Origin of the sequence: Mucilaginibacter conchicola (assembly GCF_003432115.1) — a bacterium.
Lineage (GTDB): Bacteria > Bacteroidota > Bacteroidia > Sphingobacteriales > Sphingobacteriaceae > Mucilaginibacter > Mucilaginibacter conchicola.
Genome location: NZ_QWDC01000002.1, coordinates 126,022 through 152,212, shown reverse-complemented (window position 1 = coordinate 152,212; position 26,191 = coordinate 126,022). Strand labels below are relative to the sequence as shown.

The following is a 26,191-nucleotide window of genomic DNA, read 5'->3' as shown; positions in this document are numbered from 1 at the left end:
TCAAACCCCGATAAAAGTAAAAGCCCGGAACAGTATCATCTGCTCCGGGCTTTTTATTTGGCTAAAATTAAATCCTTATTGCTTAGTAAAAGTATATACAATATAGCCTGTGCCGTTACCAATGGCAACCGGCGAAAGTAATGTCATGTTTGTGCCGGCAAACTGGCCAACATCAAGGCGGTAACCTTCTGCCACGTTTTTAGCTTTATCACCCTCGTACAGTTTTTTAAACTGGAACTGGGTTGCACCATTACCATTAAATACCGACCAGAAAATGGTTTGAGACTGGCCATTTGTAAGTGTGTAAATACCGTTACCACTATTGGTTAATTTCCATGTACTGCCTACAAAAGCTGCAGGTGGTGCCTGGTCAAATACGTTTTGTACCGCGTTTGGCAACAGCCCCTGGTAGCTTACGTTATTACAAACCCATGTGCCCACAAATTTACCACGCGATACGTTGGCAGATGATGTGCCGCCCGATTGTGTGTTTTGTGTAGATGAACAGGCTGAAATAACAAAGGTTAAGGCTAATACTGCAATTGCTGTTTGAAATATCTTTTTCATGGTTGATTATGTTTATTATTTGTTGTGTGTTTTGCTACAATAACACAAATCAAGCCAAAAGGTTATTGATGTTTGCTGTTTTCTATAACCTCTTCGTAATAGCTCTCGTATAGCGGCATTATGTTGCTCAATTGCAGTTGCTTAGCACGCTCAAGGGCGTTTTCTTTAAACTGTTGTAAGCGCTCCTCATCCTCTAAAATATAGATAGCTTTTTGGGCCATGCCTTCAACATCGCCAACATCTAACAAGAAGCCGGTTACGCCTTCAATATTCAACTCGGGTAAACCACCGGCATTACTGCTTATTACAGGTACTTTGCAGGCCATTGCCTCAAGTGCAGCCAAACCAAAACTTTCTGATACAGATGGCATCAGGAACAGGTCGGCAACAGATAGGATCTCTTCAATAGCATCCTGTTTACCCAGGAAACGCACATGCTCGCTTATACCTAAAGTTCGGCTCAGTTTTTCGCATAATGAGCGCTCTCCGCCATCGCCTACCATTAGTAATTTTGATGGGATGGTTTTTATTACGCGCGCAAACATCTCAATAACATCCTCGGTACGTTTAACCTTGCGGAAATTTGAGGTATGCACCATTATCTTCTCGCCGTTTGGCGCAATGGCTTTCTTAAAATGGTCTTTAGGTTTTAAGCTAAACCGGTTCATATCAATAAAGTTGGGTATCACGCGGATATCCTTCTCTATTTTAAAGTACTTGTAAGTATCGGCCTTAAGGTGCTCTGATACCGCTGTTACCCCGTCAGATTTATTGATGGAGAAAGTAACCACCGGTTTTAGTGTATTATCCTGGCCAACAAGCGTAATATCTGTACCGTGCAGGGTAGTGATCACCGGGATACTGATGCCGTAGGTAGTCAATATTTGCTTAGCCATAAATGCGGCAGATGCATGCGGAATGGCATAGTGTACATGCAGTATATCCAACTTCTCAAACCTTACCACATCAACCAAACGGCTGGCCAGTGCAAGCTCATAAGGGGGGTAGTCAAAAAGAGGATATTGCGCAACCGAAACCTCGTGGTAAAATAAGTTCTCAGAGAAAAAGTCTAACCTGGCGGGTTGATTATATGTAACGAAATGGATCTGGTGGCCGCGATCGGCAAGGGCTTTGCCCAGTTCAGTAGCTACAACGCCGCTGCCCCCAAAGGTAGGATAACAAACTATTCCTATTTTCATTGATATCGAAAGATTTAAGCCCTCCTGGCAGGCTTTGTACACCCCTTCCAAAGAGCATGCAAGTTTAACAGCATTTTATTATAAATGTGTTACAGGTGTGTAAAATGATTGTGGGGATTCTGAATCAGAATTTAAGCATCCTGTCATTTCGACAGAGCAGAAGGGTGGGGTGGTGTGAAGGAACGACGAGAAATCTTCTGTAAGCGACAAGCGCATGTAAGCATCTTGCGTAGAAGATTTCTCCTCAATACGCTCGTTCGAAATGACGTGTTTTTTTAATTATATCTCAATTCCCAACCCCTGCTACCCATTTAAGCAGCGATGCATCAATAATATTGTTGATGGCACTGAGGGTAGCGTTGCTTTTTGATACCTTTTGAAGATCTTCGTGGTATATCATGTGCTGTACGCCCAAAACTTTCAGTGTAGAGTCGGCGCGGGGGCTTTCTTTTTGCTTGTAGCAGCAAATTTTGATGCTCTTGTAAAAAACATTCGATTGCAGGCGGCGCAACACGCGTTCCATCTGGTCGCCCATGTGTGCATGGTCAAACAAAATTACGTGGGGTTGCAGCTCGTGTATCGACGGGAATATTGCGGTGAGGGCCGAAATATGTTTTACGTTATCGTACTCGGCCAGTAACTGGTCGGGGAAAGTGTTCGGCGCTACCAAAAGTACTTTTTTGGAACGGGTACGTATCATTGCTAATCAATTAAGGGGCAGGTAAATATAAAATGTAAATTTTATAATGTCAACCCTTTATACGCACTAATTGCCAAAGGGTTACTGTTAATGTACAGGCCGGGCGTCTGATGTATCAACAGCGGTATTGTTTGCGGGTGCTGTTGTCTTGCCACTGTCAGCCTTTGAAGTATCAGTTGGCGCGGTTGTTAAAGAGGTGGTGTCGGTTTTGGCAGTTGTATCCTGCGTGTTACCTGTAGTAGATTTTTTACCGTCGCCGCAGGCGGTTAAAGCTGCCGATAATGCTAATACACCTGCAAAATATTTGAATGTTTTCATGGTTTCGGGGTATTGATGTTTAATAATAACCTGCCCCTAATTTAAATGTTTGCCAACAAAAAACGGCAGACTAACCAGCCCGCCGTTTAATTTATATATATGTTGATGTAATTATTTTATCTCGAACACTGCATTGATCTGGAAGCTAAGCTTGATCTTGCGAACATCAATGTCTGATTCTGGTGTAGCATCGGCAGCCATTGCAGTTTTTGCCATCATGTACATACGTGGTTGCGGAAAGCTGCTGTTATCATTCTCGGTGATATTAAGCGCACTGCCCAGTTTGTCGCCTAAGCCATTTACCAGGTAAGCTGCTTTATCGCGTGCAGAGATCAAAGCCTGCAATTTTAGCTTGTTTTTTACCTCATTTATCTTAGAGTAATCGTAGCTATCAATATTGGTAGATTGGATACCTTTTGCATCCAGCTTAGCCAGTATTTGGTTAAACTTATTCAGATCATGAAATTTGATGCCGTAGGTTTTGCTTGCCAAAAAGTCGGGGTTCTTTTTCTTTTCGGTAGCGTAGTTCCATGACGACAGGCTGTTCACCGTGAAGTCTTCTTTAGCTATACCGGCCTGTGCAACCGCTTTCTCCAATTGTTGCTCCAGTTGGGTAATGGTCACTTTGGTTTTACCGCTCATGTATTCTTTAAGCGAGATACTTACATTAATAATATCGGGAGTAACCTCCTGCTCTGCAACGCCGGTTACTTCAATTTTACGGCGAAGATCAGCAGTTTGTGCAAATGCACCCAGGCTTGTTATTGCGAATGCGGCTATTAAAAGTAATTTTTTCATGTGTACTTAGTATTTAGTGTATTGATATTATTACGGCAATAAAGTTTAATATGAAACAGAAAAAAATAATATATATGGCTTTAAACTGATGAAGGGGGAATGTGTTTGCGGTATTATTTCTGATTTTTCCAACCGTCATTGCGAGCGTAGCAATCCCCGATTTACAGGGCGGCTCTGTAGGTCGGGGATTGCCATGTCGCTGTCGCTCCTCGCAATGACGGTTGGGAAGTTACGCTCGTCGACTCTCTCTTTGCTGCGCAAAAAGAGAGTAAGGTACGTTGAAAAATAATCATCCCCTCTTTGCGAAGCAGAGAAGGGGTAGGGGGCGAGTCCCAAATAAAAACTGTAAATTTGCTACCCTCAATATGTACCTGCAGCACCTCTCTTTCATCAACTTTAAAAACTACGCCGAGGCCGAATTGTCCCTTTCTGAAGGGGTGAATGCCTTTGTGGGTAACAACGGTGCAGGCAAAACCAATTTGCTGGATGCGGTGCATTACCTATCGCTTTGCAAAAGCTATTTTAACCCCATTGATAGCCAGCAGATAAAGCAGGGGACTGATTTCTTTATGATTAACGGTACTTTCCAAAAGAACGGCGGGAAAGAAGTTGTGGCCTGTGGGGTAAAGCGTAATCAAAAAAAACAGTTTAAACGCAACAAGAAAGATTATCAGCGGCTGGCAGATCATATTGGTTTATTGCCTTTGGTGATGATATCGCCTTATGATATCAGTATTATTATTGAGGGAAGCGAGGAGCGCCGCAAGTTTATCGATAATGTTATCTCACAAACAGATAGTAAATACCTGGATGAGCTGATAGCGTATAACAAAGTGCTGGCTAACCGTAACAGCTTGCTGAAGCAAATAGCCGATACCGGAAGGTATGACCCTGAACTGTTGAGTATTTACGATGACCAACTGGTAGCATCGGGCACGCGCATATTTGAAAAGCGCCGTGCTTTTATGGATGTGTTTACAGAGATTTTTAATCAGCATTATCAATTCTTGAGTCAGGATGCGGAGAAGGTGGAGCTGGCGTATGAATCTCCGCTGTTGCAGGATAACTTTGCAAACATCCTTAAAAAGAATATGGAGCGCGATAGAGTACTGGAGCGCACGTCGTTGGGTATCCACCGAGATGACCTGCAGTTTAACATCCATGGCATGGCCATGAAAAAGTTTGGCTCGCAGGGGCAACAGAAATCTTTTCTGATAGCATTGAAGTTGGCTCAATATACCTTCCTTACTCAAAACAAAGGCTTTAAGCCGTTGCTGCTGTTAGATGATATTTTTGATAAGCTTGATGAGAACCGCGTTACCAAGTTGATGCAAATGGTATCAAACAACAATTTTGGGCAGGTTTTTATTACCGATACCAGTATGGAGCGGGTAAAAGCTATCTTTGACAGGATAAACGTGGATGTAAAACTATTTAAGGTAACAGAGGGGAATATAGATGCGTAAGGCAAACGACAAATCATTAAAAGATGCCATTGAGCAAATGCTTAATGTGTACAAAATTAAACGCCGTTTTGATGAAACGCATGTTGTGGCTGCCTGGCCCGATATTGTGGGCAAAAGCGTAGCAAACCGCACCAAAGAACTGTTTATACGCGATAAGAAATTATTCCTTCGTATCGAATCGTCGGTAATAAAAAACGAATTAGTAATGATGCGTCACCAGATCATCCAGAAGATAAACGACGAAGCTAAAAGTACTTTAATAGACGATATGATATTCTTGTAAAAGATTATCTGCCGCGAGAAAGGCGCAAGCGATGCATAGCTTTACGGAAGCTATCATCCATTATCTGAGAAAACGCCAGCATAAAGATACCCGGGAAGATGAAAGCAAACTGTGCTTCCGGGTGATTGCGGAAGATATCCATAGATGCCACAACAATACCTATTATGATAATTGAGTAAATAATGTATTTGAATACTAATTTCATGGTAATTGGTTTTTGCTAAGGTATATGGCCTTTGTCTTGTAAAGATAGAAAATCAACTTTAACAAAACAAAATAAATGCCATAAAAAAGGTTGTAACAAATTAAGTTACAACCTTTTGTTGTGTTTGGTGTTTCTTAATGCTTAAAAACGCTCAAAAGCCGAGAAAAAGAAATTTCCTTCAATTGCGGCATTTTCATCAGAGTCAGATCCGTGTATAGCATTTGCATCGATTGATTTTGCAAAGCGGTTACGGATAGTACCTTCTTCTGCCTTGCTTGGGTCTGTAGCGCCAATAAGTTTACGGAAATCTTCAATAGCGTTATCTTTTTCAAGGATAGCTGCTACAATTGGGCCCGATGTCATGAAAGCAACCAGGTCGTTAAAGAAGCCGCGCTCGCTGTGTACTGCGTAAAACTCACCTGCTTTTTCTGCAGATAGCGCAGTGTATTTAAGGGCTATCACTTTAAAGCCAGCTTTAGTGATCTGGTCAAGTATTGCGCCCATGTGGCCATTTGCTACCGCATCCGGCTTTATCATCGTAAAAGTTCTGTTAGTTGCCATGGTATAATTATACGTTGTAATTTAAGGCCGCAAAATTAAGTTTTTATTACTGAAACTTAAAGCCTTCGCTTTTAAATATAATGCCGGTTTTTAATTAATTTATTTAGCTTTGCCTTCTTTAAAAATTGATGTTGGATTTAGCCTCGCTTACAGATTTCTTATCCCGGCCACGCAAAGTAGTAATTACCACCCATCATAAACCGGATGGAGACGCTATGGGCTCGTCGTTAGGATTATATAATTACCTGATACAGCAAGGGCACCACACAACAGTTATCACCCCTACAGATTACCCCGATTTTTTAACATGGATGCCGGGTAACGAAGAGGTGGTTATCTTTACACAACAGCAAGAACTTTCTGCAAAACTGGTAGCCGAGGCCGAGATCATCTTCTGCCTTGATTTTAATTCGCTTAACCGCATAAATGAACTGGGCGAACTGGTACGCCAAACCACTGCATACAAAGTGATGATTGACCATCACCTGGAGCCTGAGGATTTTGACGATTACCGCCACTGGGATATCAATGCATGTGCAGCTGCGCAACTGGTTTATACCTTTATTGTTGATCAGCTAAATAACCGCGCATTAATAAATAAAGATGTTGCCACCTGCCTTTACACAGGTATCATGACAGATTCGGCATCGTTCCGCCTGCCAAATACAACATCAGATGTGCACCGCATAGTTGCCGACCTGATTGATGCAGGTGCCAATAACTCGCGCATTCACGAACTGGTTTACAACAGCGCATCAGAAAACCGCTTACGTTTCCTGGGCCATTGTTTAGCAAACTGTTTAGAGATACTGCCCGAGTTTAATACGGCCATTATCTCGGTCAACAAACAAGATTTGCAACGTTTTGACGTTAATACCGGCGATACCGAAGGTATTGTGAACTATGCACTATCTATTGCCAGTATCCGTTTAGCAGCGTTTATTGTTGAGCGTACAGATAGGGTTAAGCTATCACTGCGTTCAAAAGGCGAGTTTCCGGCCAATGAGATCTGCAAGAAATACTTTGCCGGTGGAGGTCATCGCAATGCTGCAGGGGGGCAGTCTGATGAATCATTAGAGGCTACCGTAGAGAAATTTAAATCAATATTACCCGAGTATAAAAAACTATTAATACAGTAACATCAAAAAGAGAAATGAGAAAGAATTTAGTGATAATGGCAGTTGCCGCATTGGCGTTTGCAAGCTGCAAAAGCGGTTTTAAACAGGCCGACGGTGGTTTGCTTTACAGCTTTCGTACTGATAAATCTGGCGCTACCATTAAAGAAGGCGACTTTGTAAGTGCCGACCTGGTATTAAAAAACGAAGCCGACTCTGTAATGGGCAGTACTTATGATATGGGCCGCCCTGCACCGCTTATCTACCAAAAACCTCAACGTAAAGGTGATATCACTGCAATTTTTCCTTTGCTTAGCGAAGGCGATAGCGTAACCATAAAAGTAAACATCGACTCGATGTTTAAAAAAGGCCAGCCAAAACCTCCGGGCTTTAAAGGCAAATACCTTATTTATGAAATTAAAGTTCAGAAAGTGATCGCTAAAGGCAACACCACTGATCCTGTTTTCCAAAAGCATATCAGCGATTACTTTGCCGCATTAAAAGAAGCCGCTCAGAAAAAGGAACCTGTCGCAATAAATAAATTTATTGCTGATAAAAAACTGCAGATGACCAAGACTGCATCTGGCATCCAATACCAGATCACCAAGCCTGGTAGTGGCCCAAACATCCAAAATGGCGATACCGCAGTATTAAATTATACAGGCAGGTTGCTTGATGGTAAAGTATTTGACAGCAGCAACCCGGAAGATGCCAAGAAGGTTAAAGGTTATGACCCGCGCCGCAAATATGCACCTATCAAGGTTAAGGTTGGTGCAGGCCAGGTTATACAGGGATGGGAACAAGGTTTATTGTTATTAAACAAAGGTTCAAAAGCAGTATTCGTGATCCCATCTGAGCTTGCTTACGGCGAGCAAGGTATAGGTAACGGTGTAATCCCTGCATTTGCACCACTTACTTTTGATATCGAGATAGTAAATGTCATTAAAACTGACCCTAACGCTCCAAAGGCTCCGCAACCAACATTGCCGCCGGCGAGATAATTAGTTAAAAATTTACAGCCTCTCCGGTAAACCCGGAGAGGCTTTTTTATTTCTATGAAAAAGATAATTTACACCATCGCATTTGCTGCAACAGCATTAAGTGCTTCTGCCCAAACACCTGCTCAATTTAAAAAGGCTGATAAAGGCGTTGAGTACCAGATCATATCAAAGAACCCCGGCCGCAAATTGACCGAAAATGATGTGATCACTTTTGAAGCGGTACAAAAAAATGGAAAAGATTCGGTTTTGTTTAGTACCTATAAACAGGGCCAGCCGGTTAAAACGCAGGTTAGGGCATCAACTAACCCTGCCGATCTGATGAACATTTTTCAGCAGATGAGCGTTAATGACAGTGCCTGCGTGAAAATACCTGTCGACTCTATCTATAAGGGGCATGAGGCTCAAATGCCGGCAATTTTTGAAAAAGGCAGCAACGTGGTGTTTAACGTAAAAATCATAAAGGCCCAAACGCTTGATGAGGCTATGGCCGAACGTAATGCAGCCATGGCTAAGGTAAAAGCCGAAGGCGAGAAGTTAAAAATTGCAGAGGCTGGTTTGCTTACAAAATACATTGCCGAGAAAAAGTTAACACCCAAAACTACCGCGTCGGGTTTAAAATATATTATTAAAGAAGCTGGCACCAAGCCAAAACCGCTTGCAGGCGATACCGTGTATGTTAATTATACAGGCCGCACACTTGAGGGTAAAGTTTTTGACAGCAGCATTGAAGCTGATGCTAAAGCTGCCGGTTTGCAACAACCTGGCCGCAATTATGAACCTATCAGCTTTGCACTGGCTTCCGGCCGTGTTATACCGGGATGGGATGAAGGTTTAGCTTTGCTTAACGAAGGTTCTAAAGCCACTTTCCTTATCCCGTCAACCCTTGCCTATGGCGAGCGTGGGGCGGGTAATGATATTAAGCCGTTCTCTACACTGATATTTGATCTGGAATTGGTGAAAGTAGTACGTGTGCCACACGCGGCAGCGCCAAAGGCAACTACCACCAAAAAGAAAACCGCAGTTAAAAAGCGTGTTACCGCTAAAAAGAAAAACTAAAATGACATACCAAAAGCCTTCTGCACCGGAAGGCTTTTTTATTTTTGTGCCATGGTATTAACAGATACACATACACACCTCTATTATGAGGCGGATGCTGCCAAACGCGATGAGTTGATGCAGCGTTGTAAACAGAACGGCATTGGCAGGCTATTTCTGCCCAATGTAGATGCAGCATCGGTACCCATGATGTTTGAGTTGTTGCAGGCATATCCGGATAATTGCTACCCCATGCTGGGCCTGCACCCATGCTCGGTAAAAGAGGACTGGGAAGAGGAACTGGCGGTTATTCAGCCTGCCATCCATCAGCATAAAATATACGCCATTGGCGAGATTGGTATTGATCTTTACTGGGATAAAACTACGCTTACCCAACAGGTGCAAGCTTTTAAACTGCAGATAAAGTGGGCCAAAGCGTTAGATCTGCCTATTGTTATCCACTGCCGCGATGCTTTTGACGAGGTTTACCAGGTTTTGCTTGATGAGCAGGATGAGAAATTGCGCGGCATATTCCATTGCTTTAGTGGCACGCTGGAGCAGGCCCAAAAGGTTATAGATCTTGGTTTTTACCTTGGCATAGGTGGCGTGGTGACTTACAAAAATGCCGGGCTTGATAAAGTGGTGGAGCAGATAGAACTGAAACACCTTGTGCTGGAAACCGATTCGCCGTACTTAACACCGGTACCATATCGCGGTAAGCCTAACGAAAGCTCATATCTTATATATGTAGCCCAAAAAGTGGCCGACCTGCATAACAAATTTGTTGAGGAAGTGGCTGAAATTACCACAGCTAATTCTAAAGCCGTTTTTGGTATATAAATAACTATATTTACCGCCGTTAAACCCCGAAATAACCCTAAATGAGCCAAATTTTGATCATCTATACCGGAGGGACAATCGGTATGATGAGCGACCCGGTTACAAAGACATTAGTACCCATTAACTTTGAACAGATAATGGACAACGTGCCCGAGCTTGAAAAGCTTAACTGTAAGATAAAAGTCCACTCGTTCGAACATATCATCGATTCATCAAACATGAACCCCGAAATTTGGGGCGAACTGGCTGCGCTTATTGAAAGTAATTACAACGAGGTTGACGGCTTTGTTATTCTGCACGGTTCTGATACCATGGCCTACACGGCATCGGCCCTAAGCTTTATGCTGCAGAACCTGAACAAACCGGTTATTTTCACAGGTTCGCAACTGCCTATCAGTGCCGTACGTACCGACGCTAAAGAGAACCTGATGACGGCTATCGAGATAGCCAAGGCCAAAAAGAACGACCGCTCGCGCGTGCCCGAGGTTTGTATCTATTTTGATTACAAACTTTTCCGCGGTAACCGTGCGTTTAAATATAACTCATCAAAATTCGAGGCCTTCCGCTCGCCAAATTATCCAATATTGGCCGAGTCGGGAGTACATTTGCGTTTCAGTGTAAATGATATCCGCCAGCCCGGCGAAGGTCCGCTGAAGATCCATAACCAGATGATAAGCGATGTTGCAGTACTTAAACTTTACCCGGGCATTGGCCCTAAAGTAGTGGAGGCTGTTTTAAATGCCGATGTACGCGGCATAGTAATGGAAACCTTTGGTGCAGGCAATACCACTACCGACCAATGGTTTGTTGACCTGCTTAAAAATGCCATAGATGCCGGTAAAGTGATCCTGGATATTTCGCAATGTAAAGTAGGCTCGGTTGAGCTTGGCCGTTACGAAACCAGCAAGCAACTCAAAGACATCGGCGTAGCCAGCGGTTACGACATGACCTTTGAAGCCGCGGTTACCAAAATGATGTACCTCTTAGGTGAAATTGAAGATCCTGCAGAAGTAAGGCGTTGTTTAGAGAAAGACCTGCGCGGGGAGTTGACGGAAGCGTAGCCTAAGATTTGCATTTCATTAGGAATGGTTTTGGCGATATGAGTCGTCAGTGGATGTCACTTTCTTTTTCCGCAAAAGAAAGTAACCAAAGAAAACTCGCGACTTGGTAACGCGCTACAATGTCAGTGCTGCTGCAATGCTTGTGCTATCCGCACGTTACGCTATGTCGCATTTTTCGGTGACGCTCCGTTAGTGCTGTTTTTCCTGTCAGCAAAAAAGCTTCGGGCGAAGCGGGCAGAACGATGGTGGCCTTGTGCGTCGGGAAGGGCATTGCGAAATCTATTACAGAAGCGAAGGTCTAAAGGGTAAGGGTAAGAGATTTCCAGCCCGTGGTTCTGGCAGCTTGCTGGGCAAAGGCTTGTGCGACAAAGAAGCCTCTTTGCTGACTTGAATTTTTGCTTCTTTTGTTTCAAGACAAAAGAAGTAGCCTCTGCGGCAATGAGCAGACTGACGATAATGACTGTATAGACTTAGCGTTTGAGATGCTGAAACAAGTTCGGCATGACGGATTCATCACTTCCCATGCTCCTTCAATTTCCCTTTTATAATAGCATTCTTAATAAACCCCGGAAGCACACTGTTTAACCCCACCAGTAATTTATTAGCCTGGCCGGGTACTATCTCTTTTTTGCCTTTGAACAGGCCATCAATTGCGATGCGGGCAACGTCTTCGGCTTCAAATATGGTTGCTTTGGCAATGCCTTTCAGCTGCTGGTTTATCACCAATAACTCCGGCTTGGTGTTTATCCCACCCGGACTAAGCAAACTCATTTTTACATTCTTTCCCGTCAACTCCAGTTGCAGGCATTTGGTGAGATAGCTGATGAAAGCCTTGCTTGCCCCGTAAACCGACTTACGCGGAACTACAAAGGTGCCACCCAGGCTACCTACATTTAATATGTACGAAGTGACCTGGTCATCAGCCTGCTCTAAAAACATGCGGGTGAGTATTACCGGGGCAATCACATTAAGCTCTATTTGTGTACGGTAAAATTCGGGTTGCTTATCGATAAACAAGTCCCAATTACCAAGGCCTGCGTTGTTAATGAGGATATGCGCGGTGAGCTTCTCCCGTTTCAGAAACTGGAAGATCTCGGTTGGGCTTTCATCGTGTGTAAGATCAAGCTCAACGGTATCAACGCGGATATCGAATGTTTTATTAATGTATTTGCCAAGTGGAATTAAGCCACTCTCCGGCAGCGATACCAGTACCAGGTTGATACCCCGCTTTGCCAGTTCAATGGCAAACGCTTTACCCAAACCCTCGCTGGCGCCGGTGACTATTGCGGTTAACTGACTCATGGCTTAATGCGTTTTAAGGTAATCAATGGTACGGCGCATGGCTTCATCAAACGGGGTAATGCGGTAACCCAGCTGGTTCATGGCTTTTTGGCTGCTGTATTTTTGATTGAACTTTAACCTATCGGCAAACTCGGGCAGGAAAACCGGAGTCAGGCCGGTGAGTTTAGTTTTTAAGGCCTCAAACCGGCTGTAGAATTTGATTACGCGCTGCGGCAGGCGTATCATGCCGCGCTTGATGCCCGAGATAGCTTCCAGCGTTTTAAAGAACTCGTTAAAGCTCACATCCTCGCCGCCTAAAATGTAGCGCTCACCGCTAACGCCATTATCCATGGCAGATACATGGCCGTCCACCACATCATCCAGATAGGCGTAGTTTGAGATCTGTCCGCCATCGCCGGGTATAATGCGCCACTTTCCTTTTAAGTAGCCGCTTATCATTTTGCTAACGGTATTGCTGTCGGTTATCGGCCCTTCGCCAAAAACTCGTGAAGGGTTTACGGTAACCACATCCATCCCCTGGTTCACAAACTCCTTTACCACCAGTTCTGCCAGATATTTGGTGCGCTCATAAGCTATCGGGAAACCCACTACGCGCGGGTCATCTTCGTTCATAGGATATTTCAGGGTTGGTCCCCAAACGCCGCAGGTAGAGGTGTAGATAACACGCTGCACACCGGCATCGCGGGCTGCCTCAAGTACATTGCGGGTGCCGGTTACGTTGGTCTCCTGGAAATCGTTTACATTGCGTGCCCACATCTTGGCCATGGCCGCCGTATGGAAAACATAAGTGCAATTTTGCATGGCAACAGCCAGACTCGCCTTGTCCAGTATATCGCCTTTTATGGGCTCAATATTTGGGTGATGGATGAGATACGGATGATCGGTTTTTCGGCAGAGCGCTTTTACATGGTAACCACGTTCGGCAAGTACAAAACACAATTGCCTGCCGATGAAACCAGTAGCGCCGGTAACTAAAATATTCATAATAGATGTAGTAAAGATGGGTTTATCTTACCACAAATGAAAATTTAAGGGCATAGATGTCTACGCCAAACCTTCGCACCAGTCATCAATACTTATCATTTGCGCCTGTTTAGGCAGCACTTTGGTAGTGAGTACACGGTGTACTTCTTCATCCGCATCATGGCAGCCATCGGTTAGGATAGTAAGCTGATAATCCTTATCGGCGGCTTCGCGGGTGGTGGAGAGCACAACGCCGCTGGTAGATACGCCGGCCATTACCAAATGCTTCGCGTTTAATCCGCGCAGCACCACTTCCAGATCACTACCGGTAAAGGCGCTGAAGCGTTTTTTGTAGACAACGATATCGCCAAGCTTTGGAGCAACATCAGGATGGATGGCCCCGAAATGCGGGTTATCAAAACGTTCGCGGGCGGCGTTAAAGAAACTGTTGTTGCTGCTTACCTCGGGAGCACCCGGCCTGAATGACAAGGCGACATAAATAACCGGTATTTTATGATGATGAGCAGCTTGTATCGCTTTTTTAATACGGCCAAGCAGTGCGGTTAAAGGTACTTCGGGGATGCCGCCCAAAATGGCAGGCTGCAGGTCCATTACAAGGAGTGCGGTATTAGATGATGACATTTGTGATGCAGATGTGTGTTTTATTACAACAATATAAACGCAAAAAAGGCAACCCTATTGGGTTGCCTGCTATCATCAACAATATTGTTACGTTTATTGGGCGGCCAGTAATTCGTCCAGGTTGCCAAGGCCCATGGTAAAACCTTCTTTGAAACCCATTGCCACAATTTTCTCCAGTTCGGTATCAGAGTCAAAGTTGATATCGATATTTACATGGGTCACACCATCAGCCTCGCTGAAGTTGCATGTCCAATGCATCTCCGGGAAGTCGGGATTTTTGTTACCATCCTCATCGCAAAAGCATACATCGGTGCTAAAAGTTTGCTCATCCACTATGTCGCGGAAATCAACACGGCACCATGATACCTCGCCCTGCGGGCCGTTCATGCTGTAAAGCCAGGTGCCGCCATTGCTAAAGTCTAAGCTTTTGGTGATGGCCTTCCATGGGCGAGGGGCCCACCATTGGTCAAGCAGTTCGGCTTGTGTCCAGGCCGGCCATACTTTGCTTAGCGGTGCATTAAAGCTGCGTTTTACTTTCAGTTTGTTTGGCTGATCTTTGGTGATCAGGGTTTCATTTGTTGCCATTTTTCTCAGGTTTTTGATTTGCTAACAGGTTATCTAACTGGTCAAAGCGGTCTTCCCACAGTTTGCGGAAACGCTCGAGCCAAATGTCTACTTCTTTCATTTTGTCAGGGTTAAAGTGATAATAAATTTCCCTTCCGGTTTGTTTAGGCTGCACCAGCTCGCATTCGGTAAGTATCTGTAAATGTTTAGATACCGCCTGCCTGCTGCTGTCAAAATGCTCAGCCATGGCATTGGGTGTCATGGCTTGTAAAGCAAGCAGGGTAATGATGGCTCTGCGGGTAGGGTCTGCTATAGCCTGGAATACATCTCGTCTCATTTTTTATAAATTGCAACCGTTTGATTGCAAACATATGTGCAACTTTTCAGTTGCGCAAATTTTATCAAACTTTATTTTTATTTACTGTTTTAAGTAATTGATTGTCAATTTGATGGTGAGTTGTAAGCAGCGTTTGCCAAGGTCGCTTAATTGTCAAAAAAATAATTACATCTAACATTTTGTTAACGCAACTGTTAGGATGACGCTAAACGAAAACTATCTTGAAGAAACTTTTGATACAGAAACGCTTTAAAAAGCTAACAGGCACAGTATTGATACTGATGCTGATGGCTGTTGCAAATATTAGCCGCGCACAGGTTACTCAAGCCGATTCGGCAAAGGCCGACTCGCTGAAAAAGGTGGCCGAAATAAAGAAGGATAACAATACCACCGGCCAATATGATGTGGGCGACTTGTTCCATGATGTTTTCCACCCTAACAAAAAACCTGATTCAGTTAAGAAAAAACCATCAGGTATCACCATTATCCCTAACATTGCATCAAACCCAAGTATTGGTACGCAGATAGGCATCAAGGCGGTTGCCGGTAAAGTGCTGGGCAGCGATCCAAATACGCTGATGTCTGTTGCGGCAACATCGGCATCTATCACTACAAAAAACATCATCTATTTTTACCTTACCCATAACGTTTACACGCCCGGTAATAAGTGGAACTTTCAGGGTAGTTTGGTGGCCGCCAAAACCGTTACGCCCGATTTTGGGATAGGTATTGGCAACGCAGCTACCGGTAGTCCCGAAGATCTGATACTGAGCAACCCTACCCGCAAGCCCTATGTGCTTAACGCCCAGTATTACGCCTTCCGCGAAAAGGTGTACAAGCAGATAGATAAAGGGCTGTTTGTAGGTGCAGGTGTATCGTTCGATATCCGTAGAAAAATCTATGATAAGAATAATGCCGATACCGTGCTTACGCCATACCGCATCTATAACCAACGCTACGGTTTCCAGGACGATCATTATGCCTCAAACGGTTTAAATGCCAACATACAATATACCACCCGCGATAACCAGAACCGTGCTTATCGCGGTATTTACGTTGATGCCGGTATCCGCGTAAACCAAACCTGGATGGGTAGTACAAAAAATGCTGTGCAGCTGAATACCGATTTCAGGAAATACTTCAGCCTGTCTGAAGCAAACCCCGAGCATGTGCTGGCCTTCTGGAACTGGACATCATTTGTAGTGGGCGGTGCACTGCCATACCTGGAGATACCTGGCACGGCAAGGGATGGTAACTTCCGCAGCGGCAGGGGTTATACCACTACTTATTTTAAAGGCAACCAGTATTTTTACTCAGAGTTGGAGTACCGTTTCCCTATCACCAGGAATAAATTCCTGAGCGGTGTAACCTTCTTTAACGTGCAAAGCGCTAATGACGATCTGGGTACCAAACTGTTTGATGTTTGGCAGCCGGGCGGTGGTGCCGGTTTACGCGTGCTGTTCAACAAAGCTACCCGTACCAACCTTTGTATCGATTACGCATGGGGTAAATATGGTGCACGCGGTTTATTCCTTGGGTTGAACGAGGCTTTCTAAAGGTAAGTTCATTGCCGTCAGCTTCAGCTGACGGTAAAATAATCTCGTCAACACATCTTTTTGGCTAAAGCCCATTATCTTGCAGCTGTTAACCGTCAGCTGAAGCTGACGGCAATGATTTTTAATTGCCTGCCAACCAACACTGACGGCGATGATTTTTTAATATCATGATAAGAGCTTACCTGTTAACCACCGGAGATGACGGCCATTCGCACGTACAAACCGGTCACCTTGCCGATGCCGTATCTTACGATGCCAACACCATCAGTTTTAAAGAAACTGCACCTAACTCTTTCCTCGACTGGCATACCGCGCCAACCAATCAATACGTGATATGCTTAACCGGCACACTGGACTTTGAAACCCATACTGGCGAGAAATTTACGCTTAACCCCGGCGAAGTTTTAATTGCTATGGATACCACCGGTACCGGCCACGTTTGGCAAATGCAGGGCCATGAGCCTTGGCGCCGCGTTTATGTTCCTTTCGACCCGGCCAAAGGCTTCAACTTTAAGGCCGACGAGTAGGAACATTTTCCTATTTTTGTGGCAATGAAAGCAACGCCTGTTTACAACAGCCCTGTTACACCACCCTGAATAAGGGGTTCTCCTTAATTTACTACGAGGCAATCAACGCTTCGCCCTTTCCTCATTTTGCTATTTTTTTTTACTTTAATTTTTAAGGATGAAGCCTTATTTACGCCTTTTTGATCTCTCTCAGAAAATAAACTATAAGAACGAGATACTGGCCGGTTTAACCGTAGCCATGACCATGATGCCCGAGTCATTATCTTTTGCCATACTGGCTGGCTTCCCGCCGCTGGCAGGGTTGTATGCGGCATTTATAATGGGTTTGGTTACCTCAATACTGGGGGGCAGACCGGGGCTGATCTCGGGCGGTGCGGGTGCTACAGTAGTGGTTTTAATTGCCCTGATGAAAACTCAGGGAATCGAATATGTATTTGCTGCTGTTGCACTGGCAGGTGTTTTCCAGATATTGGTAGGTGTATTTAAACTGGGCAAGTTCATCAGACTGGTGCCGCAGCCGGTAATGTATGGCTTTGTTAACGGCCTTGCGGTTATCATATTCATGGCCCAACTGCAGCAGTTTAAAACGGTAGTTACCGGCCACGAGGCCTGGCTAAGCGGAACGCCCTTGTACATTATGCTGGGCTTGGTATTGCTAACTATAGCTATTGTGGTTGTATTGCCCAAACTGACCAAGGCAGTGCCTGCATCCCTCGTGGCTATCATTGTTATCTTTTTGGTGGTACTCGGCTTCAATATCCCAACCAAAACAGTTAAAGATATTGCAGCTGTTAGCGGTGGTTTCCCGCCGTTCCATGTCCCTTTGGTAGCTTTCAATTTGCATACGCTTGAGGTAATTTTCCCCTATGCCTTAATAATGGCGGGCGTGGGGTTAACAGAAGGACTGCTTACACTCAACCTGGTTGACGAAATAACCGCTACCCGAGGTAATGGTAATCGCGAATCGATAGCGCAGGGCATAGCTAATATCCTTAATGGTTTCTTTACCGGTATGGGTGGCTGCCCTATGATAGCACAAACGCTGGTAAACTTATCGGCCGGTGCAAGGGCGAGGCTGTCGGGTATTATCGCATCGTTGACTATTTTATGTATCATCCTGTTTGGTGCGCCGGTTATCGAGCGCCTGCCTATGGCTGCTTTAACAGGCGTAATGATCATGGTGGCTATCGGCACCTTTGAGTGGGCAAGTTTCCGCATCATTAATAAAATGCCAAAACAGGATATTATTGTGGGCATGCTGGTAGCCGTGATCACCATCCTGATGCATAATCTTGCTTTGGCTGTGCTCATCGGTGTTATCATTTCTGCTTTGGTGTTTGCCTGGGAGAGCGCCAAACGTATCCGCGCACGTAAGTATGTAGATGAGCAGGGCGTAAAACATTATGAGATCTATGGTCCGCTATTCTTTGCGTCGGTTACGGCATTTAACGAGAAGTTTGATGTACAGAATGATCCTGCCGAAGTCGTAATCGATTTTAAGGATAGCAGGGTGGCGGATATGTCGGGCATTGAGGCTTTGAATAAACTCACCGAAAAATATCGCGCAGCCGGTAAACAACTGCACTTAAAACACCTCAGCGCAGATTGCCGCCAGCTGCTTAAAAATGCTGCGGATGTGATCGAGGTAAACGTAATGGAAGACCCTGCTTATCAGGTGGCTACTGAGCGGCGTTCTTAGAACTTTCTAATATTTTGGTAACGCATCGTTAATCTGCCGGGTAAGTTGTCTTAACGCTCTCATAATAGTTTTGGGGTTCAAACAAATAAACTTTAAAACATTCTATGAAGCACTATTTACTTACTGCTTTCGTATGCTTATTTCTTTTAAGCTGTAAGAAAGACAGGGTACAGGTTGACAAACCTGTTGACCCGGAACCGGAATTTTTTGTGAACGAAGACCCTTCAACTTTTGAGGAGATCAGTTCAATTGACATTGGCGATGCCGGTGCTGCCGAGATCACTGCTTTTGACCCTGCCACCAAACGCCTGTTTGTGGTAAACAACGGCCCGGTTAACAAAATTGACGTGGTTGATTTTGCCGATCCTAAAAACATGAAGGTGATCAACTCTATTGCCATGGCTCCGTATGGTGGTGCAGTTAACAGCGTTGCTGTAAGCAATGGCAAATTGGCTGCCGCTATCGAATCGACTGATAAGCAAGCCAACGGTAAAGTTGCCGTTTTTAAAACTGATGACCTGAGCGAAATTAAAGTGATCACAGTAGGCGCACTGCCGGATATGGTTACTTTCTCGCCGGATGGAAAATTCATCCTTACCGCTAACGAGGGCGAGCCAAATACCACTTACACTAACGATCCTGTTGGCAGTATATCTATCATCTCTGTTGCCGATAACTACGCGGTTAACACGGTTGATTTCTCTTCATTCGCAAGCAAAAAAGCCGAACTGACTGCTAAAGGCTTCAGGATCTTTGGCCCGGGTAATGATTTTGCAAAAGACATTGAGCCGGAATATATCACCGTATCATCAGATTCAAAAACTGCATGGGTTACTCTGCAAGAGAACAACGCGATAGCTAAAGTTGATATTGCTTCAAAAACCATTACCGAGATCTTCCCTCTTGGTTTTAAAGATTACAGCGTTGACGGTAACGAGATAGATGTTAGCGACGAAGATGGCGCGGTAGGTGTTGCTGCCAAATGGCCGGTAAAAGGTGTTTACATGCCCGATGCTATTGCCGTATTAGAAAAAAACGGATTGCCGTACTTATTCACCGCAAACGAAGGTGATGCGCGTGAGTACGATGCTTTCTCGGAAGTGAAACGTATTAAAAATATCAAGTTAGATGCAACCAAATTCCCTAACGCTGCCGATCTGCAAAAGAACGCTCAGCTGGGCCGGTTGAACATCACCACTACTTTAGGTGATACTGATGGCGATGGTGATTTTGATGAATTATACTCTTTCGGTGCACGTTCATTCAGTGTGTGGAACGGTATGACCGGTGCGCAGGTTTTTGACAGCAAGAACGAGCTGGACAAGAAAGCCCTTTCTATAAACGTTTATGACGATGGCCGCAGCGATGATAAATCTGTTGAGCCGGAAGGCATAGCTGTTGGTAAGATAGGCAACAAGGATGTAGCTTTTGTAGGTATGGAGCGTGCTGATGCCGTTGCTGTTTATGATGTTACCGACCCAACCAAACCAACTTTTCTGCAGATATTAAAATGCGGTGACGCACCCGAAGGCGTAATGATCATTGCAGCCAAAAACAGCCCTACTAAAAAGAGCCTTTTGGTGGTAAGCAGCGAAAATGATGGTGTGATAAAGGTTTATACGCCAAAAACTATCTAAGAAAATTATATTCTGTATTTACAAAGGGCGGCTTTAAAGAGCCGCCCTTTTTTATTGGCGACGGCGGATTTAAGGCACGAAGGTATTCCCCCCGCATATTTGCAGAATACTCAATAACAATAAATAAAGGGGAATGTAATTGCGCGCCGGATAGCGCGGCTTTTAAAAGTTAGTCCTCTAAGATGTTATAAAGGATCTTTGCGATGTTTCTGGCATCGTCTACACCGCGGTGGTGGGTGCCTTCTAACGGAAGGTTAAGCAAACGTAAGGCCCTGTCCATACCAATTGGTTTGGGTAAACGTTTAGCTTCGGCAAACAGCTCTTTCACGTTAATGTGATTGCCCGACAGCGGATAACGTACGTTAAACAAAGCACACTGCTCTTTCAGCATGCGTTTATCATAGGCACCATAGCTGCACCATGTTAAACCGGCGGGGGCATAAGTTGCCTCTATCATGGAACAGGCTTCTTTTAACGATACGCCATCCTGCTCAACCATTTGCGGGGTGATGGATGTAAGCTGCGTACAAAACCTGCTGATCTCTGAATGTACCGGTTTCACCAGTATGCCTTTGCTTTTGCTGATCTCGCCTGTATAGGTATCAAGCTTACAAATACCTATTTCAATGATCTCACTTCGTCGTTTTTGGTAAGCACCATCCTGCTCCCAGCAGGTGGCCTCGAGGTCGACGATGATAACCTCGTCAGTAATTTCCATACTATTTAATATTTACGCGCAGAACCATTTCTGCGTTATCTATAATATAATAAAAATCTGCGACATATACAATGGGTTAATAAATAAGAGGATTGGGTTAACTCTCACGAAATCTTGATGTTATTTAGATTAATTAAAAATAAGTGTTGACAATACACTGTTTTTGATGTTTCTTTGCGGCTGTTTAGAATCATTCAAAATAAGGCATGAAGAAAATTTTATCCCTCTTAATCACAGTACTAACCATAACCACTGCATTTGCACAACAGCAGCATGGTAGCATAAGTGGTATAGTAACCGCAACCGATGGTAGTCCGGTTGCTTATGTATCAGTAGCATTAAAAGGCACATCTTATGGTGCATCAACAAATGAAAAAGGCCATTTCCGTATGGGCCGTGTTAACCCCGGCACTTACACCGTAGTGGTATCAGCCATCAATATGGCTTCTCAGGAAAAAGAGATAACTGTTGCAACAGGCCAAAACTCAACCGTAAACTTCTCGCTTGATCTGAGTACCTCTCAGTTGAAAGAAGTAATGGTTAACGCACGTACCAACAGCGTTAAAATGGATAACCCATCGCAATCATTACGTTTACAGGAGCCATTGCTACAAGTATCTCAAAATATCCAGGTAATATCTGGTCAGTCGTTAAAAGAGCAACAGATCACCAGCATGAGCGATGGCGTGTTACGCAACGTGAGCGGTGCTGTACGTAGCGAGCACTGGGGCGATCTTTATACCAACGTAAAAATGCGTGGTTCACAGGTACAGGCTTTCCGTAATGGTTTTAACGTAGTTAGTTCTTTTTGGGGCCCGCTTACCGAGGATATGAGCTTTGTTGATCATATTGAGTTTGTAAAAGGCCCTGCAGGTTTCATGCTATCAAACGGCGACCCAAGCGGTTTATACAACGTAGTAACCAAAAAGCCTACCGGCCAGGAAAAAGGCGAGATAAGCTTTACTACAGGTAGCTTTAACCTTAACCGTGCAGCGCTTGATCTTGATGGTAAATTAAGTAAAGATGGTAAATTGCTTTACCGCTTAAACTTATCGGCACAAAACAAAAATTCTTTCCGTACCAATGAGTTTAATGATCGTTATGTTATTGCACCGGTAATATCTTATCAGGTTGATGATAAAACTAAATTAACTGCCGAGTACGTTTACCAGCGTGCACACACATCAGACGTAGGCTCGTACTATGTATTTAGCCCCAAAGGTTATGGCGTATTGCCGCAAAGCTTTTCGCAATTGCCTGCAGGTTTGCCACCAACAAACATCAATGACCATAGCTTTACCGTAAACATGCAGCACCAGCTAAGCGATAACTGGAAATTAACTGCACAGGCAGCGCGCTATGATTATTACCAGCTTGGAACATCAATGTGGGCCGATACAGTTTTTGCAGATGGCAAATATGTGCGTAACGCAGGTATCTGGGAAGCAAAAAGCGTAATGTCTTTAGGCCAGGCTTTCCTTAATGGTAAAGTAAATACCGGTTCTGTAGTTCACAAAATATTGGCAGGTGTTGATATGGGTGATAAAAAATACTTCGCCGATTATTCGCACACCGCATCGCTTGATACAAAGGCCAAACCATTTGATCCGTATGACCCAACACTGGCTGCTTTAAATGCACCTGCAAATGGTTACCCTACCTTTGACCGCTCAACAAGCCTTGAAGCAAGGGCTGCAGAAGGTTTCGGTTTGATCAATTCACGTTACACCAGCTTGTACGTACAAGATGAGTTAGGCTTTTTAGATAATAAATTGCGCTTAACACTTGCCGGCCGTTATACCTACATCTCTTCGTCAGATTTTGGTACAACGTCTGATGCAAAACACTTCACCCCGCGTGTTGGTGTAAGCGTATCAATTGATGATCAAACATCAGTATACGGCTTATATGACCAGGCATTTAGCCCGCAGGTTGCTGCGCGCCTTGTAAATGGTGGTAGTGTTAAACCGCTAACCGGTAGTAACCTCGAGTTTGGTATTAAAAAGGACTGGGCTGATGGCAAATGGAATACTACTCTTGCCGCTTACCGCATCCTGAGAAATAACGAAGCTTCTGCCGATACATCAAGCCGCCCGGGCAACCCGGTTAGCTTCCTGCTTGGCCAGAAACGCACGCAAGGTATTGAGTTTGACCTGCGTGGCGAGTTAATGCCGGGCTTAGACCTTGTTGCTAACTATGCTTACACAGACTCTAAAGTTTCAAAAGTTGGCGATGCCCCATCAACCATAAAAGTTGGTGACATTGTTCCGGGATATGTTAAACACATTGCAAATGCATGGTTAACTTATAAGCTGCGTACCGGTGGTTTAAAAGGCACAGGTGTATCATTAGGCGGTAGCTATTTAGCCGGTCGCCAAACCGATACCTGGACACCGGGCCTGTTGAGATTACCTGATTACTTTAAAATGGACGCAGGTTTGTTTTGGGAAGGTACCAAAATGCGCATCACCGGTAACGTATTCAACGTGTTAGATAAGTATACCTACAGCGGTTCATACTACTCTTTCCTAAATGCATACTACTACCAGGCTGATGCACCGCGCAACTACCGCTTATCAGTAGCATATAGATTTTAATACCCCTATCATCTACCTATGATTGGAAGCCGGCCCTTATGGGGGCCGGCTTTTTTGTTTAGGGCTGTGTAACAATCATTATACTATAGCTACGCTGTAAAGCATCAAATTTTAACTTAATTTGTTGCCGTTTAACTAACTGACCTTAAAATGAACAAATATTTACTCACAGCTGCTGCTGTTGCGTTAGGGATAAGCGCAAATGCACAGCAGGGCGGGGCACTTACCGCTAAAGATTATGAGCGCGCCGAGGCCTTTATGGCCTACAACACTTCGCCGCTTATTGATAGGGCCAATGTAATGCCAACCTGGCTGCCAAACGGCAAATTCTGGTACCGTGTAACTACACAAAACGGTGCCGAGTTCTACCTGGTAGACCCTGCAAAGAAAACTAAAACACCCGCTTTTGACGCTAATAAACTGGCAGCAGCTTTATCATCTGCCGCAGGTACAACCTACACTGCTAATAAGCTGCCGTTCATCAGCATTAACTACAGTGCCGATGGTAAATACATCACCTTTGGTGCCGATGGTAAAAAATGGATGTATGATGCACAGGCCAATCAGGTAACTGCCGATACTACCAAAGCACAAAGCGGCAAACCGGCCCGTTTAACCGGCAGGGCAGCACGCAGTGGTGGTAACGAAGTGTTATCGCCCGATGGCAAGAAAGCTGTTTTTATAAAAGATTATAACCTTTGGGTGCGCGATGTAGCTACTAACGCTACTACACAGCTAACCAATGATGGCGTGAAGAACTTCGGTTATGCTACCGATAATGCCGGCTGGACACACAGCGACCGCCCGATTGTTTCATGGTCGCCTGATTCTAAGAAGGTAGCTACCTTTCAGCAGGATGAGCGTAAATCGAGTGATATGTATCTGGTTACTACTAACGTGGGCAAGCCAACCCTGCATGCCTGGAAATATCCGCTGCCCGGCGATAAAGACATAACAACCATACAACGTGTTATTATTGATGTAGAGAACCCGAAAGTGGTTCGTTTCAATATCGCGCCGGATCCGCACCGTGCTACCCTGAGTGACGATATATCAAGCAGTGGCAGCTTTGATGATGCCGACTGGAAAGCAGATGGTACTGAGTTTGCCTTCGTATCAACCTCGCGCGATCACAAGAATGAGAAGTTCCGTATTGCCAATGCGGAAACCGGTGCCGTGCGCGAGGTATTTGAAGAGACCGTTAAAACGCAATATGAATCGGGCTGGGGCGCAATCAACTGGCGTTACCTGCCTGCGTCAAAAGAGATCATCTGGTTCTCTGAGCGCGATAACTGGGGCCACCTTTACCTGTACGATGCTACAACCGGCAAGGTTAAAAATCAGATCACCAAAGGCAATTGGGTAGTAACCCGTTTGTTAAAGGTTGATGAGAAAAGCCGTACCCTTTACTTTATGGCAGATGGCCGCGAGCCGGGCAACCCATACTTTGCACACCTGTACAAAGTTGGTTTCAACGGCAAAGGTTTAACTTTGTTAACGCCTGAGGCCGGTAATCACACCGTGTCATTCTCTCCTGACGATAAATACATTGTAGATACCTACTCGCAGCCTGATGTGCCGCCTGTAAGCGTTGTGCGCGATACTAAAGGTGCTTTACTGGCTACTTTAGAAAAAGCAGATGTATCTCGTTTAGTGGCAACCGGGTGGAAAGCGCCTATCCCTGTAAAGGTAAAAGCGCATGATGGCACTACCGATATTTACGGCGTAATGTTCACCCCAACCAAAATGGAAGCCGGTAAAAAATACCCGGTGATAGATTATATTTATCCTGGTCCGCAGGGTGGCAGCGTAGGTAGCTGGTCGTTTGTAGCCTCAAGGGGCGACAATCAGGCACTGGCTGAGCTGGGCTTTATTGTTGTTGCTATTGAAGGTACCAGCAACCCGCTGCGCTCAAAAAGTTTCCACGATATGAGCTATGGCAACATGGCTGAAAATACCCTGCCTGATCAGATCACGGCTATCAAACAATTAGCTGCCAAATATCCTATTGATACCACTAAGGTGGGTATCTGGGGCCACTCGGGTGGTGGTTTTGCAACGGCAGCTGCGATGTTCCGCTACCCTGATTTCTTTAAAGTAGGTATCTCAGAATCGGGCAACCACGAGAACCGCAACTACGAGGACGACTGGGGCGAGCGTTACAACGGCCTGGTTGAAAACTCAGACTACGACGCACAAGCCAACCAGAACTGGGCTAAAAACCTTAAAGGCAAACTGATGCTGGCCCACGGTATGATGGATGATAACGTGCCGCCATACAACACCCTGCTGGTTGTTGAGGCACTGGAGAAAGCCAACAAAAGCTTTGATCTGGTGATCTTCCCTAACAGCGCACACGGTTATGGTGCTTACTCTCCATACATGATGCGCCGCCGCTGGGATTACTTTGTAGAGAACCTGCTGGGGCTAAAAGCTCCTTACGATTACCAGATGGGCAAACGCACCACCGGTAAATAATAAATAAAAAGGCCTCACTAAC

At 44.8% G+C, this 26,191-nt stretch carries 26 protein-coding genes; 13 read left to right on the top strand and 13 right to left on the bottom strand.

Annotated elements, in window-relative coordinates; genetic code table 11:
- Nucleotides 1-75: 75 nt before the first annotated feature.
- The 5 genes from D0C36_RS10295 to D0C36_RS10275 form a co-directional block, all read right to left on the bottom strand.
- Entirely contained in the window at nucleotides 76-567 is a 492-nt protein-coding gene (locus tag D0C36_RS10295) for a hypothetical protein (protein ID WP_117391543.1), read from the bottom strand.
- Between the two features lie 62 nt (nucleotides 568-629).
- A complete protein-coding gene (gene bshA, locus D0C36_RS10290; RefSeq protein WP_117392726.1) occupies nucleotides 630-1,766 on the bottom strand; it encodes an N-acetyl-alpha-D-glucosaminyl L-malate synthase BshA in 1,137 nt (378 codons plus the stop codon).
- 286 nt (nucleotides 1,767-2,052) lie between these two features.
- Entirely contained in the window at nucleotides 2,053-2,466 is a 414-nt protein-coding gene (locus D0C36_RS10285) for a hypothetical protein (protein WP_117391542.1), read from the bottom strand.
- 87 nt (nucleotides 2,467-2,553) lie between these two features.
- A complete protein-coding gene (locus D0C36_RS10280; protein WP_117391541.1) occupies nucleotides 2,554-2,784 on the bottom strand; it encodes a hypothetical protein in 231 nt (76 codons plus the stop codon).
- Between the two features lie 111 nt (nucleotides 2,785-2,895).
- Nucleotides 2,896-3,582 (bottom strand): SIMPL domain-containing protein, encoded by a 687-nt coding sequence (locus D0C36_RS10275; protein WP_117391540.1) that lies wholly within the window; start codon nucleotides 3,580-3,582, stop codon nucleotides 2,896-2,898.
- Nucleotides 3,583-3,947: 365 nt separating this feature from the next.
- Here D0C36_RS10275 and recF point away from each other — a divergent pair, with 365 nt between their 5' ends.
- Both recF and D0C36_RS10265 read left to right on the top strand, forming a co-directional pair.
- Nucleotides 3,948-5,048, top strand: coding sequence for a DNA replication/repair protein RecF (recF, locus tag D0C36_RS10270; protein WP_117391539.1), 1,101 nt, complete (start codon nucleotides 3,948-3,950; stop codon nucleotides 5,046-5,048).
- On the top strand, nucleotides 5,041-5,331 hold the full coding sequence (locus tag D0C36_RS10265; protein WP_117391538.1) for a DUF721 domain-containing protein: 291 nt from the start codon (nucleotides 5,041-5,043) through the stop codon (nucleotides 5,329-5,331). Before recF ends, D0C36_RS10265 begins: the two co-directional genes overlap by 8 nt.
- 4 nt (nucleotides 5,332-5,335) lie before the next feature.
- Here D0C36_RS10265 and D0C36_RS10260 read toward each other — a convergent pair whose 3' ends face one another.
- Both D0C36_RS10260 and D0C36_RS10255 read right to left on the bottom strand, forming a co-directional pair.
- A complete protein-coding gene (locus tag D0C36_RS10260) occupies nucleotides 5,336-5,536 on the bottom strand; it encodes a hypothetical protein (protein WP_117391537.1) in 201 nt (66 codons plus the stop codon).
- A gap of 141 nt (nucleotides 5,537-5,677) precedes the next feature.
- Complete coding sequence (locus tag D0C36_RS10255) at nucleotides 5,678-6,097, bottom strand: nucleoside-diphosphate kinase (protein WP_117391536.1); 420 nt, start codon at nucleotides 6,095-6,097, stop codon at nucleotides 5,678-5,680.
- A 128-nt stretch (nucleotides 6,098-6,225) separates the two neighbouring features.
- On the opposite strand from D0C36_RS10255, the gene D0C36_RS10250 reads away from it, so the two are divergent.
- The 5 genes from D0C36_RS10250 to D0C36_RS10230 are packed head-to-tail and all read left to right on the top strand — an operon-like array spanning nucleotide 6,226 to nucleotide 11,149.
- Nucleotides 6,226-7,236, top strand: a complete 1,011-nt coding sequence (locus D0C36_RS10250) for a DHH family phosphoesterase (RefSeq protein ID WP_117391535.1) — start codon at nucleotides 6,226-6,228, stop codon at nucleotides 7,234-7,236.
- Nucleotides 7,237-7,250: 14 nt separating this feature from the next.
- Nucleotides 7,251-8,213, top strand: coding sequence for an FKBP-type peptidyl-prolyl cis-trans isomerase (locus D0C36_RS10245; protein ID WP_117391534.1), 963 nt, complete (start codon nucleotides 7,251-7,253; stop codon nucleotides 8,211-8,213).
- Between the two features lie 54 nt (nucleotides 8,214-8,267).
- On the top strand, nucleotides 8,268-9,269 hold the full coding sequence (locus tag D0C36_RS10240; RefSeq protein ID WP_117391533.1) for an FKBP-type peptidyl-prolyl cis-trans isomerase: 1,002 nt from the start codon (nucleotides 8,268-8,270) through the stop codon (nucleotides 9,267-9,269).
- Nucleotides 9,270-9,320: 51 nt separating this feature from the next.
- On the top strand, nucleotides 9,321-10,088 hold the full coding sequence (locus tag D0C36_RS10235) for a TatD family hydrolase (RefSeq protein ID WP_117391532.1): 768 nt from the start codon (nucleotides 9,321-9,323) through the stop codon (nucleotides 10,086-10,088).
- A gap of 41 nt (nucleotides 10,089-10,129) precedes the next feature.
- On the top strand, nucleotides 10,130-11,149 hold the full coding sequence (locus D0C36_RS10230; protein ID WP_117391531.1) for an asparaginase: 1,020 nt from the start codon (nucleotides 10,130-10,132) through the stop codon (nucleotides 11,147-11,149).
- 513 nt (nucleotides 11,150-11,662) lie between these two features.
- Here D0C36_RS10230 and D0C36_RS10225 read toward each other — a convergent pair.
- The 5 genes from D0C36_RS10225 to D0C36_RS10205 all read right to left on the bottom strand — a co-directional run bounded on the left by D0C36_RS10225 (nucleotide 11,663) and on the right by D0C36_RS10205 (nucleotide 14,957).
- Entirely contained in the window at nucleotides 11,663-12,451 is a 789-nt protein-coding gene (locus D0C36_RS10225; protein WP_117391530.1) for an SDR family NAD(P)-dependent oxidoreductase, read from the bottom strand.
- 3 nt (nucleotides 12,452-12,454) lie between these two features.
- On the bottom strand, nucleotides 12,455-13,435 hold the full coding sequence (locus D0C36_RS10220; protein ID WP_117391529.1) for an SDR family oxidoreductase: 981 nt from the start codon (nucleotides 13,433-13,435) through the stop codon (nucleotides 12,455-12,457).
- 60 nt (nucleotides 13,436-13,495) lie between these two features.
- Nucleotides 13,496-14,056: a cysteine hydrolase family protein gene (locus tag D0C36_RS10215; RefSeq protein WP_117391528.1), complete on the bottom strand. Its 561-nt coding sequence runs from the start codon at nucleotides 14,054-14,056 to the stop codon at nucleotides 13,496-13,498.
- Nucleotides 14,057-14,149: 93 nt separating this feature from the next.
- Complete coding sequence (locus D0C36_RS10210; protein ID WP_117391527.1) at nucleotides 14,150-14,641, bottom strand: SRPBCC family protein; 492 nt, start codon at nucleotides 14,639-14,641, stop codon at nucleotides 14,150-14,152.
- Complete coding sequence (locus D0C36_RS10205) at nucleotides 14,628-14,957, bottom strand: ArsR/SmtB family transcription factor (RefSeq protein ID WP_117391526.1); 330 nt, start codon at nucleotides 14,955-14,957, stop codon at nucleotides 14,628-14,630. Before D0C36_RS10205 ends, D0C36_RS10210 begins: the two co-directional genes overlap by 14 nt.
- Nucleotides 14,958-15,178: 221 nt before the next feature.
- On the opposite strand from D0C36_RS10205, the gene D0C36_RS10200 reads away from it, so the two are divergent.
- The 4 genes from D0C36_RS10200 to D0C36_RS10185 all read left to right on the top strand — a co-directional run bounded on the left by D0C36_RS10200 (nucleotide 15,179) and on the right by D0C36_RS10185 (nucleotide 20,376).
- A complete protein-coding gene (locus D0C36_RS10200) occupies nucleotides 15,179-16,513 on the top strand; it encodes a BamA/TamA family outer membrane protein (RefSeq protein WP_233524463.1) in 1,335 nt (444 codons plus the stop codon).
- 167 nt (nucleotides 16,514-16,680) lie between these two features.
- Nucleotides 16,681-17,040, top strand: coding sequence for a cupin domain-containing protein (locus D0C36_RS10195; RefSeq protein ID WP_117391525.1), 360 nt, complete (start codon nucleotides 16,681-16,683; stop codon nucleotides 17,038-17,040).
- 157 nt (nucleotides 17,041-17,197) lie between these two features.
- The gene (locus D0C36_RS10190) at nucleotides 17,198-18,739 is read left to right on the top strand and encodes a SulP family inorganic anion transporter (protein ID WP_117391524.1); all 1,542 of its coding nucleotides are present in this window, start codon (nucleotides 17,198-17,200) and stop codon (nucleotides 18,737-18,739) included.
- 104 nt (nucleotides 18,740-18,843) lie between these two features.
- Nucleotides 18,844-20,376 (top strand): choice-of-anchor I family protein, encoded by a 1,533-nt coding sequence (locus D0C36_RS10185; protein WP_117391523.1) that lies wholly within the window; start codon nucleotides 18,844-18,846, stop codon nucleotides 20,374-20,376.
- Between the two features lie 169 nt (nucleotides 20,377-20,545).
- Here D0C36_RS10185 and D0C36_RS10180 read toward each other — a convergent pair whose 3' ends face one another.
- Nucleotides 20,546-21,094, bottom strand: a complete 549-nt coding sequence (locus tag D0C36_RS10180; protein WP_199502003.1) for a 3'-5' exonuclease — start codon at nucleotides 21,092-21,094, stop codon at nucleotides 20,546-20,548.
- A gap of 206 nt (nucleotides 21,095-21,300) precedes the next feature.
- Between D0C36_RS10180 and D0C36_RS10170 the strand changes: the two genes are divergently transcribed.
- Complete coding sequence (locus D0C36_RS10170; protein ID WP_117391521.1) at nucleotides 21,301-23,691, top strand: TonB-dependent receptor; 2,391 nt, start codon at nucleotides 21,301-21,303, stop codon at nucleotides 23,689-23,691.
- Between the two features lie 150 nt (nucleotides 23,692-23,841).
- On the top strand, nucleotides 23,842-26,169 hold the full coding sequence (locus tag D0C36_RS10165; protein ID WP_117391520.1) for a S9 family peptidase: 2,328 nt from the start codon (nucleotides 23,842-23,844) through the stop codon (nucleotides 26,167-26,169).
- The last annotated feature ends 22 nt before the right edge of the window (nucleotides 26,170-26,191 follow it).

What these genes read in the sequence shown, in the direction of transcription:
- D0C36_RS10210 (WP_117391527.1), bottom strand. Translation starts at nt 14,641, where the DNA reads ATGGCAACAAATGAAACCCTGATCACCAAAGATCAGCCAAACAAACTG.
- D0C36_RS10265 (WP_117391538.1), top strand. Translation starts at nt 5,041, where the DNA reads ATGCGTAAGGCAAACGACAAATCATTAAAAGATGCCATTGAGCAAATG.
- D0C36_RS10285 (WP_117391542.1), bottom strand. Translation starts at nt 2,466, where the DNA reads ATGATACGTACCCGTTCCAAAAAAGTACTTTTGGTAGCGCCGAACACT.
- D0C36_RS10275 (WP_117391540.1), bottom strand. Translation starts at nt 3,582, where the DNA reads ATGAAAAAATTACTTTTAATAGCCGCATTCGCAATAACAAGCCTGGGT.
- D0C36_RS10245 (WP_117391534.1), top strand. Translation starts at nt 7,251, where the DNA reads ATGAGAAAGAATTTAGTGATAATGGCAGTTGCCGCATTGGCGTTTGCA.
- D0C36_RS10240 (WP_117391533.1), top strand. Translation starts at nt 8,268, where the DNA reads ATGAAAAAGATAATTTACACCATCGCATTTGCTGCAACAGCATTAAGT.
- D0C36_RS10195 (WP_117391525.1), top strand. Translation starts at nt 16,681, where the DNA reads ATGATAAGAGCTTACCTGTTAACCACCGGAGATGACGGCCATTCGCAC.
- D0C36_RS10255 (WP_117391536.1), bottom strand. Translation starts at nt 6,097, where the DNA reads ATGGCAACTAACAGAACTTTTACGATGATAAAGCCGGATGCGGTAGCA.
- D0C36_RS10235 (WP_117391532.1), top strand. Translation starts at nt 9,321, where the DNA reads ATGGTATTAACAGATACACATACACACCTCTATTATGAGGCGGATGCT.
- D0C36_RS10280 (WP_117391541.1), bottom strand. Translation starts at nt 2,784, where the DNA reads ATGAAAACATTCAAATATTTTGCAGGTGTATTAGCATTATCGGCAGCT.
- D0C36_RS10220 (WP_117391529.1), bottom strand. Translation starts at nt 13,435, where the DNA reads ATGAATATTTTAGTTACCGGCGCTACTGGTTTCATCGGCAGGCAATTG.
- D0C36_RS10185 (WP_117391523.1), top strand. Translation starts at nt 18,844, where the DNA reads ATGAAGCACTATTTACTTACTGCTTTCGTATGCTTATTTCTTTTAAGC.
- D0C36_RS10225 (WP_117391530.1), bottom strand. Translation starts at nt 12,451, where the DNA reads ATGAGTCAGTTAACCGCAATAGTCACCGGCGCCAGCGAGGGTTTGGGT.
- D0C36_RS10190 (WP_117391524.1), top strand. Translation starts at nt 17,198, where the DNA reads ATGAAGCCTTATTTACGCCTTTTTGATCTCTCTCAGAAAATAAACTAT.
- D0C36_RS10295 (WP_117391543.1), bottom strand. Translation starts at nt 567, where the DNA reads ATGAAAAAGATATTTCAAACAGCAATTGCAGTATTAGCCTTAACCTTT.
- recF (WP_117391539.1), top strand. Translation starts at nt 3,948, where the DNA reads ATGTACCTGCAGCACCTCTCTTTCATCAACTTTAAAAACTACGCCGAG.
- D0C36_RS10250 (WP_117391535.1), top strand. Translation starts at nt 6,226, where the DNA reads ATGTTGGATTTAGCCTCGCTTACAGATTTCTTATCCCGGCCACGCAAA.
- D0C36_RS10170 (WP_117391521.1), top strand. Translation starts at nt 21,301, where the DNA reads ATGAAGAAAATTTTATCCCTCTTAATCACAGTACTAACCATAACCACT.
- D0C36_RS10215 (WP_117391528.1), bottom strand. Translation starts at nt 14,056, where the DNA reads ATGTCATCATCTAATACCGCACTCCTTGTAATGGACCTGCAGCCTGCC.
- D0C36_RS10260 (WP_117391537.1), bottom strand. Translation starts at nt 5,536, where the DNA reads ATGAAATTAGTATTCAAATACATTATTTACTCAATTATCATAATAGGT.
- D0C36_RS10180 (WP_199502003.1), bottom strand. Translation starts at nt 21,094, where the DNA reads ATGGAAATTACTGACGAGGTTATCATCGTCGACCTCGAGGCCACCTGC.
- bshA (WP_117392726.1), bottom strand. Translation starts at nt 1,766, where the DNA reads ATGAAAATAGGAATAGTTTGTTATCCTACCTTTGGGGGCAGCGGCGTT.
- D0C36_RS10205 (WP_117391526.1), bottom strand. Translation starts at nt 14,957, where the DNA reads ATGAGACGAGATGTATTCCAGGCTATAGCAGACCCTACCCGCAGAGCC.
- D0C36_RS10165 (WP_117391520.1), top strand. Translation starts at nt 23,842, where the DNA reads ATGAACAAATATTTACTCACAGCTGCTGCTGTTGCGTTAGGGATAAGC.
- D0C36_RS10230 (WP_117391531.1), top strand. Translation starts at nt 10,130, where the DNA reads ATGAGCCAAATTTTGATCATCTATACCGGAGGGACAATCGGTATGATG.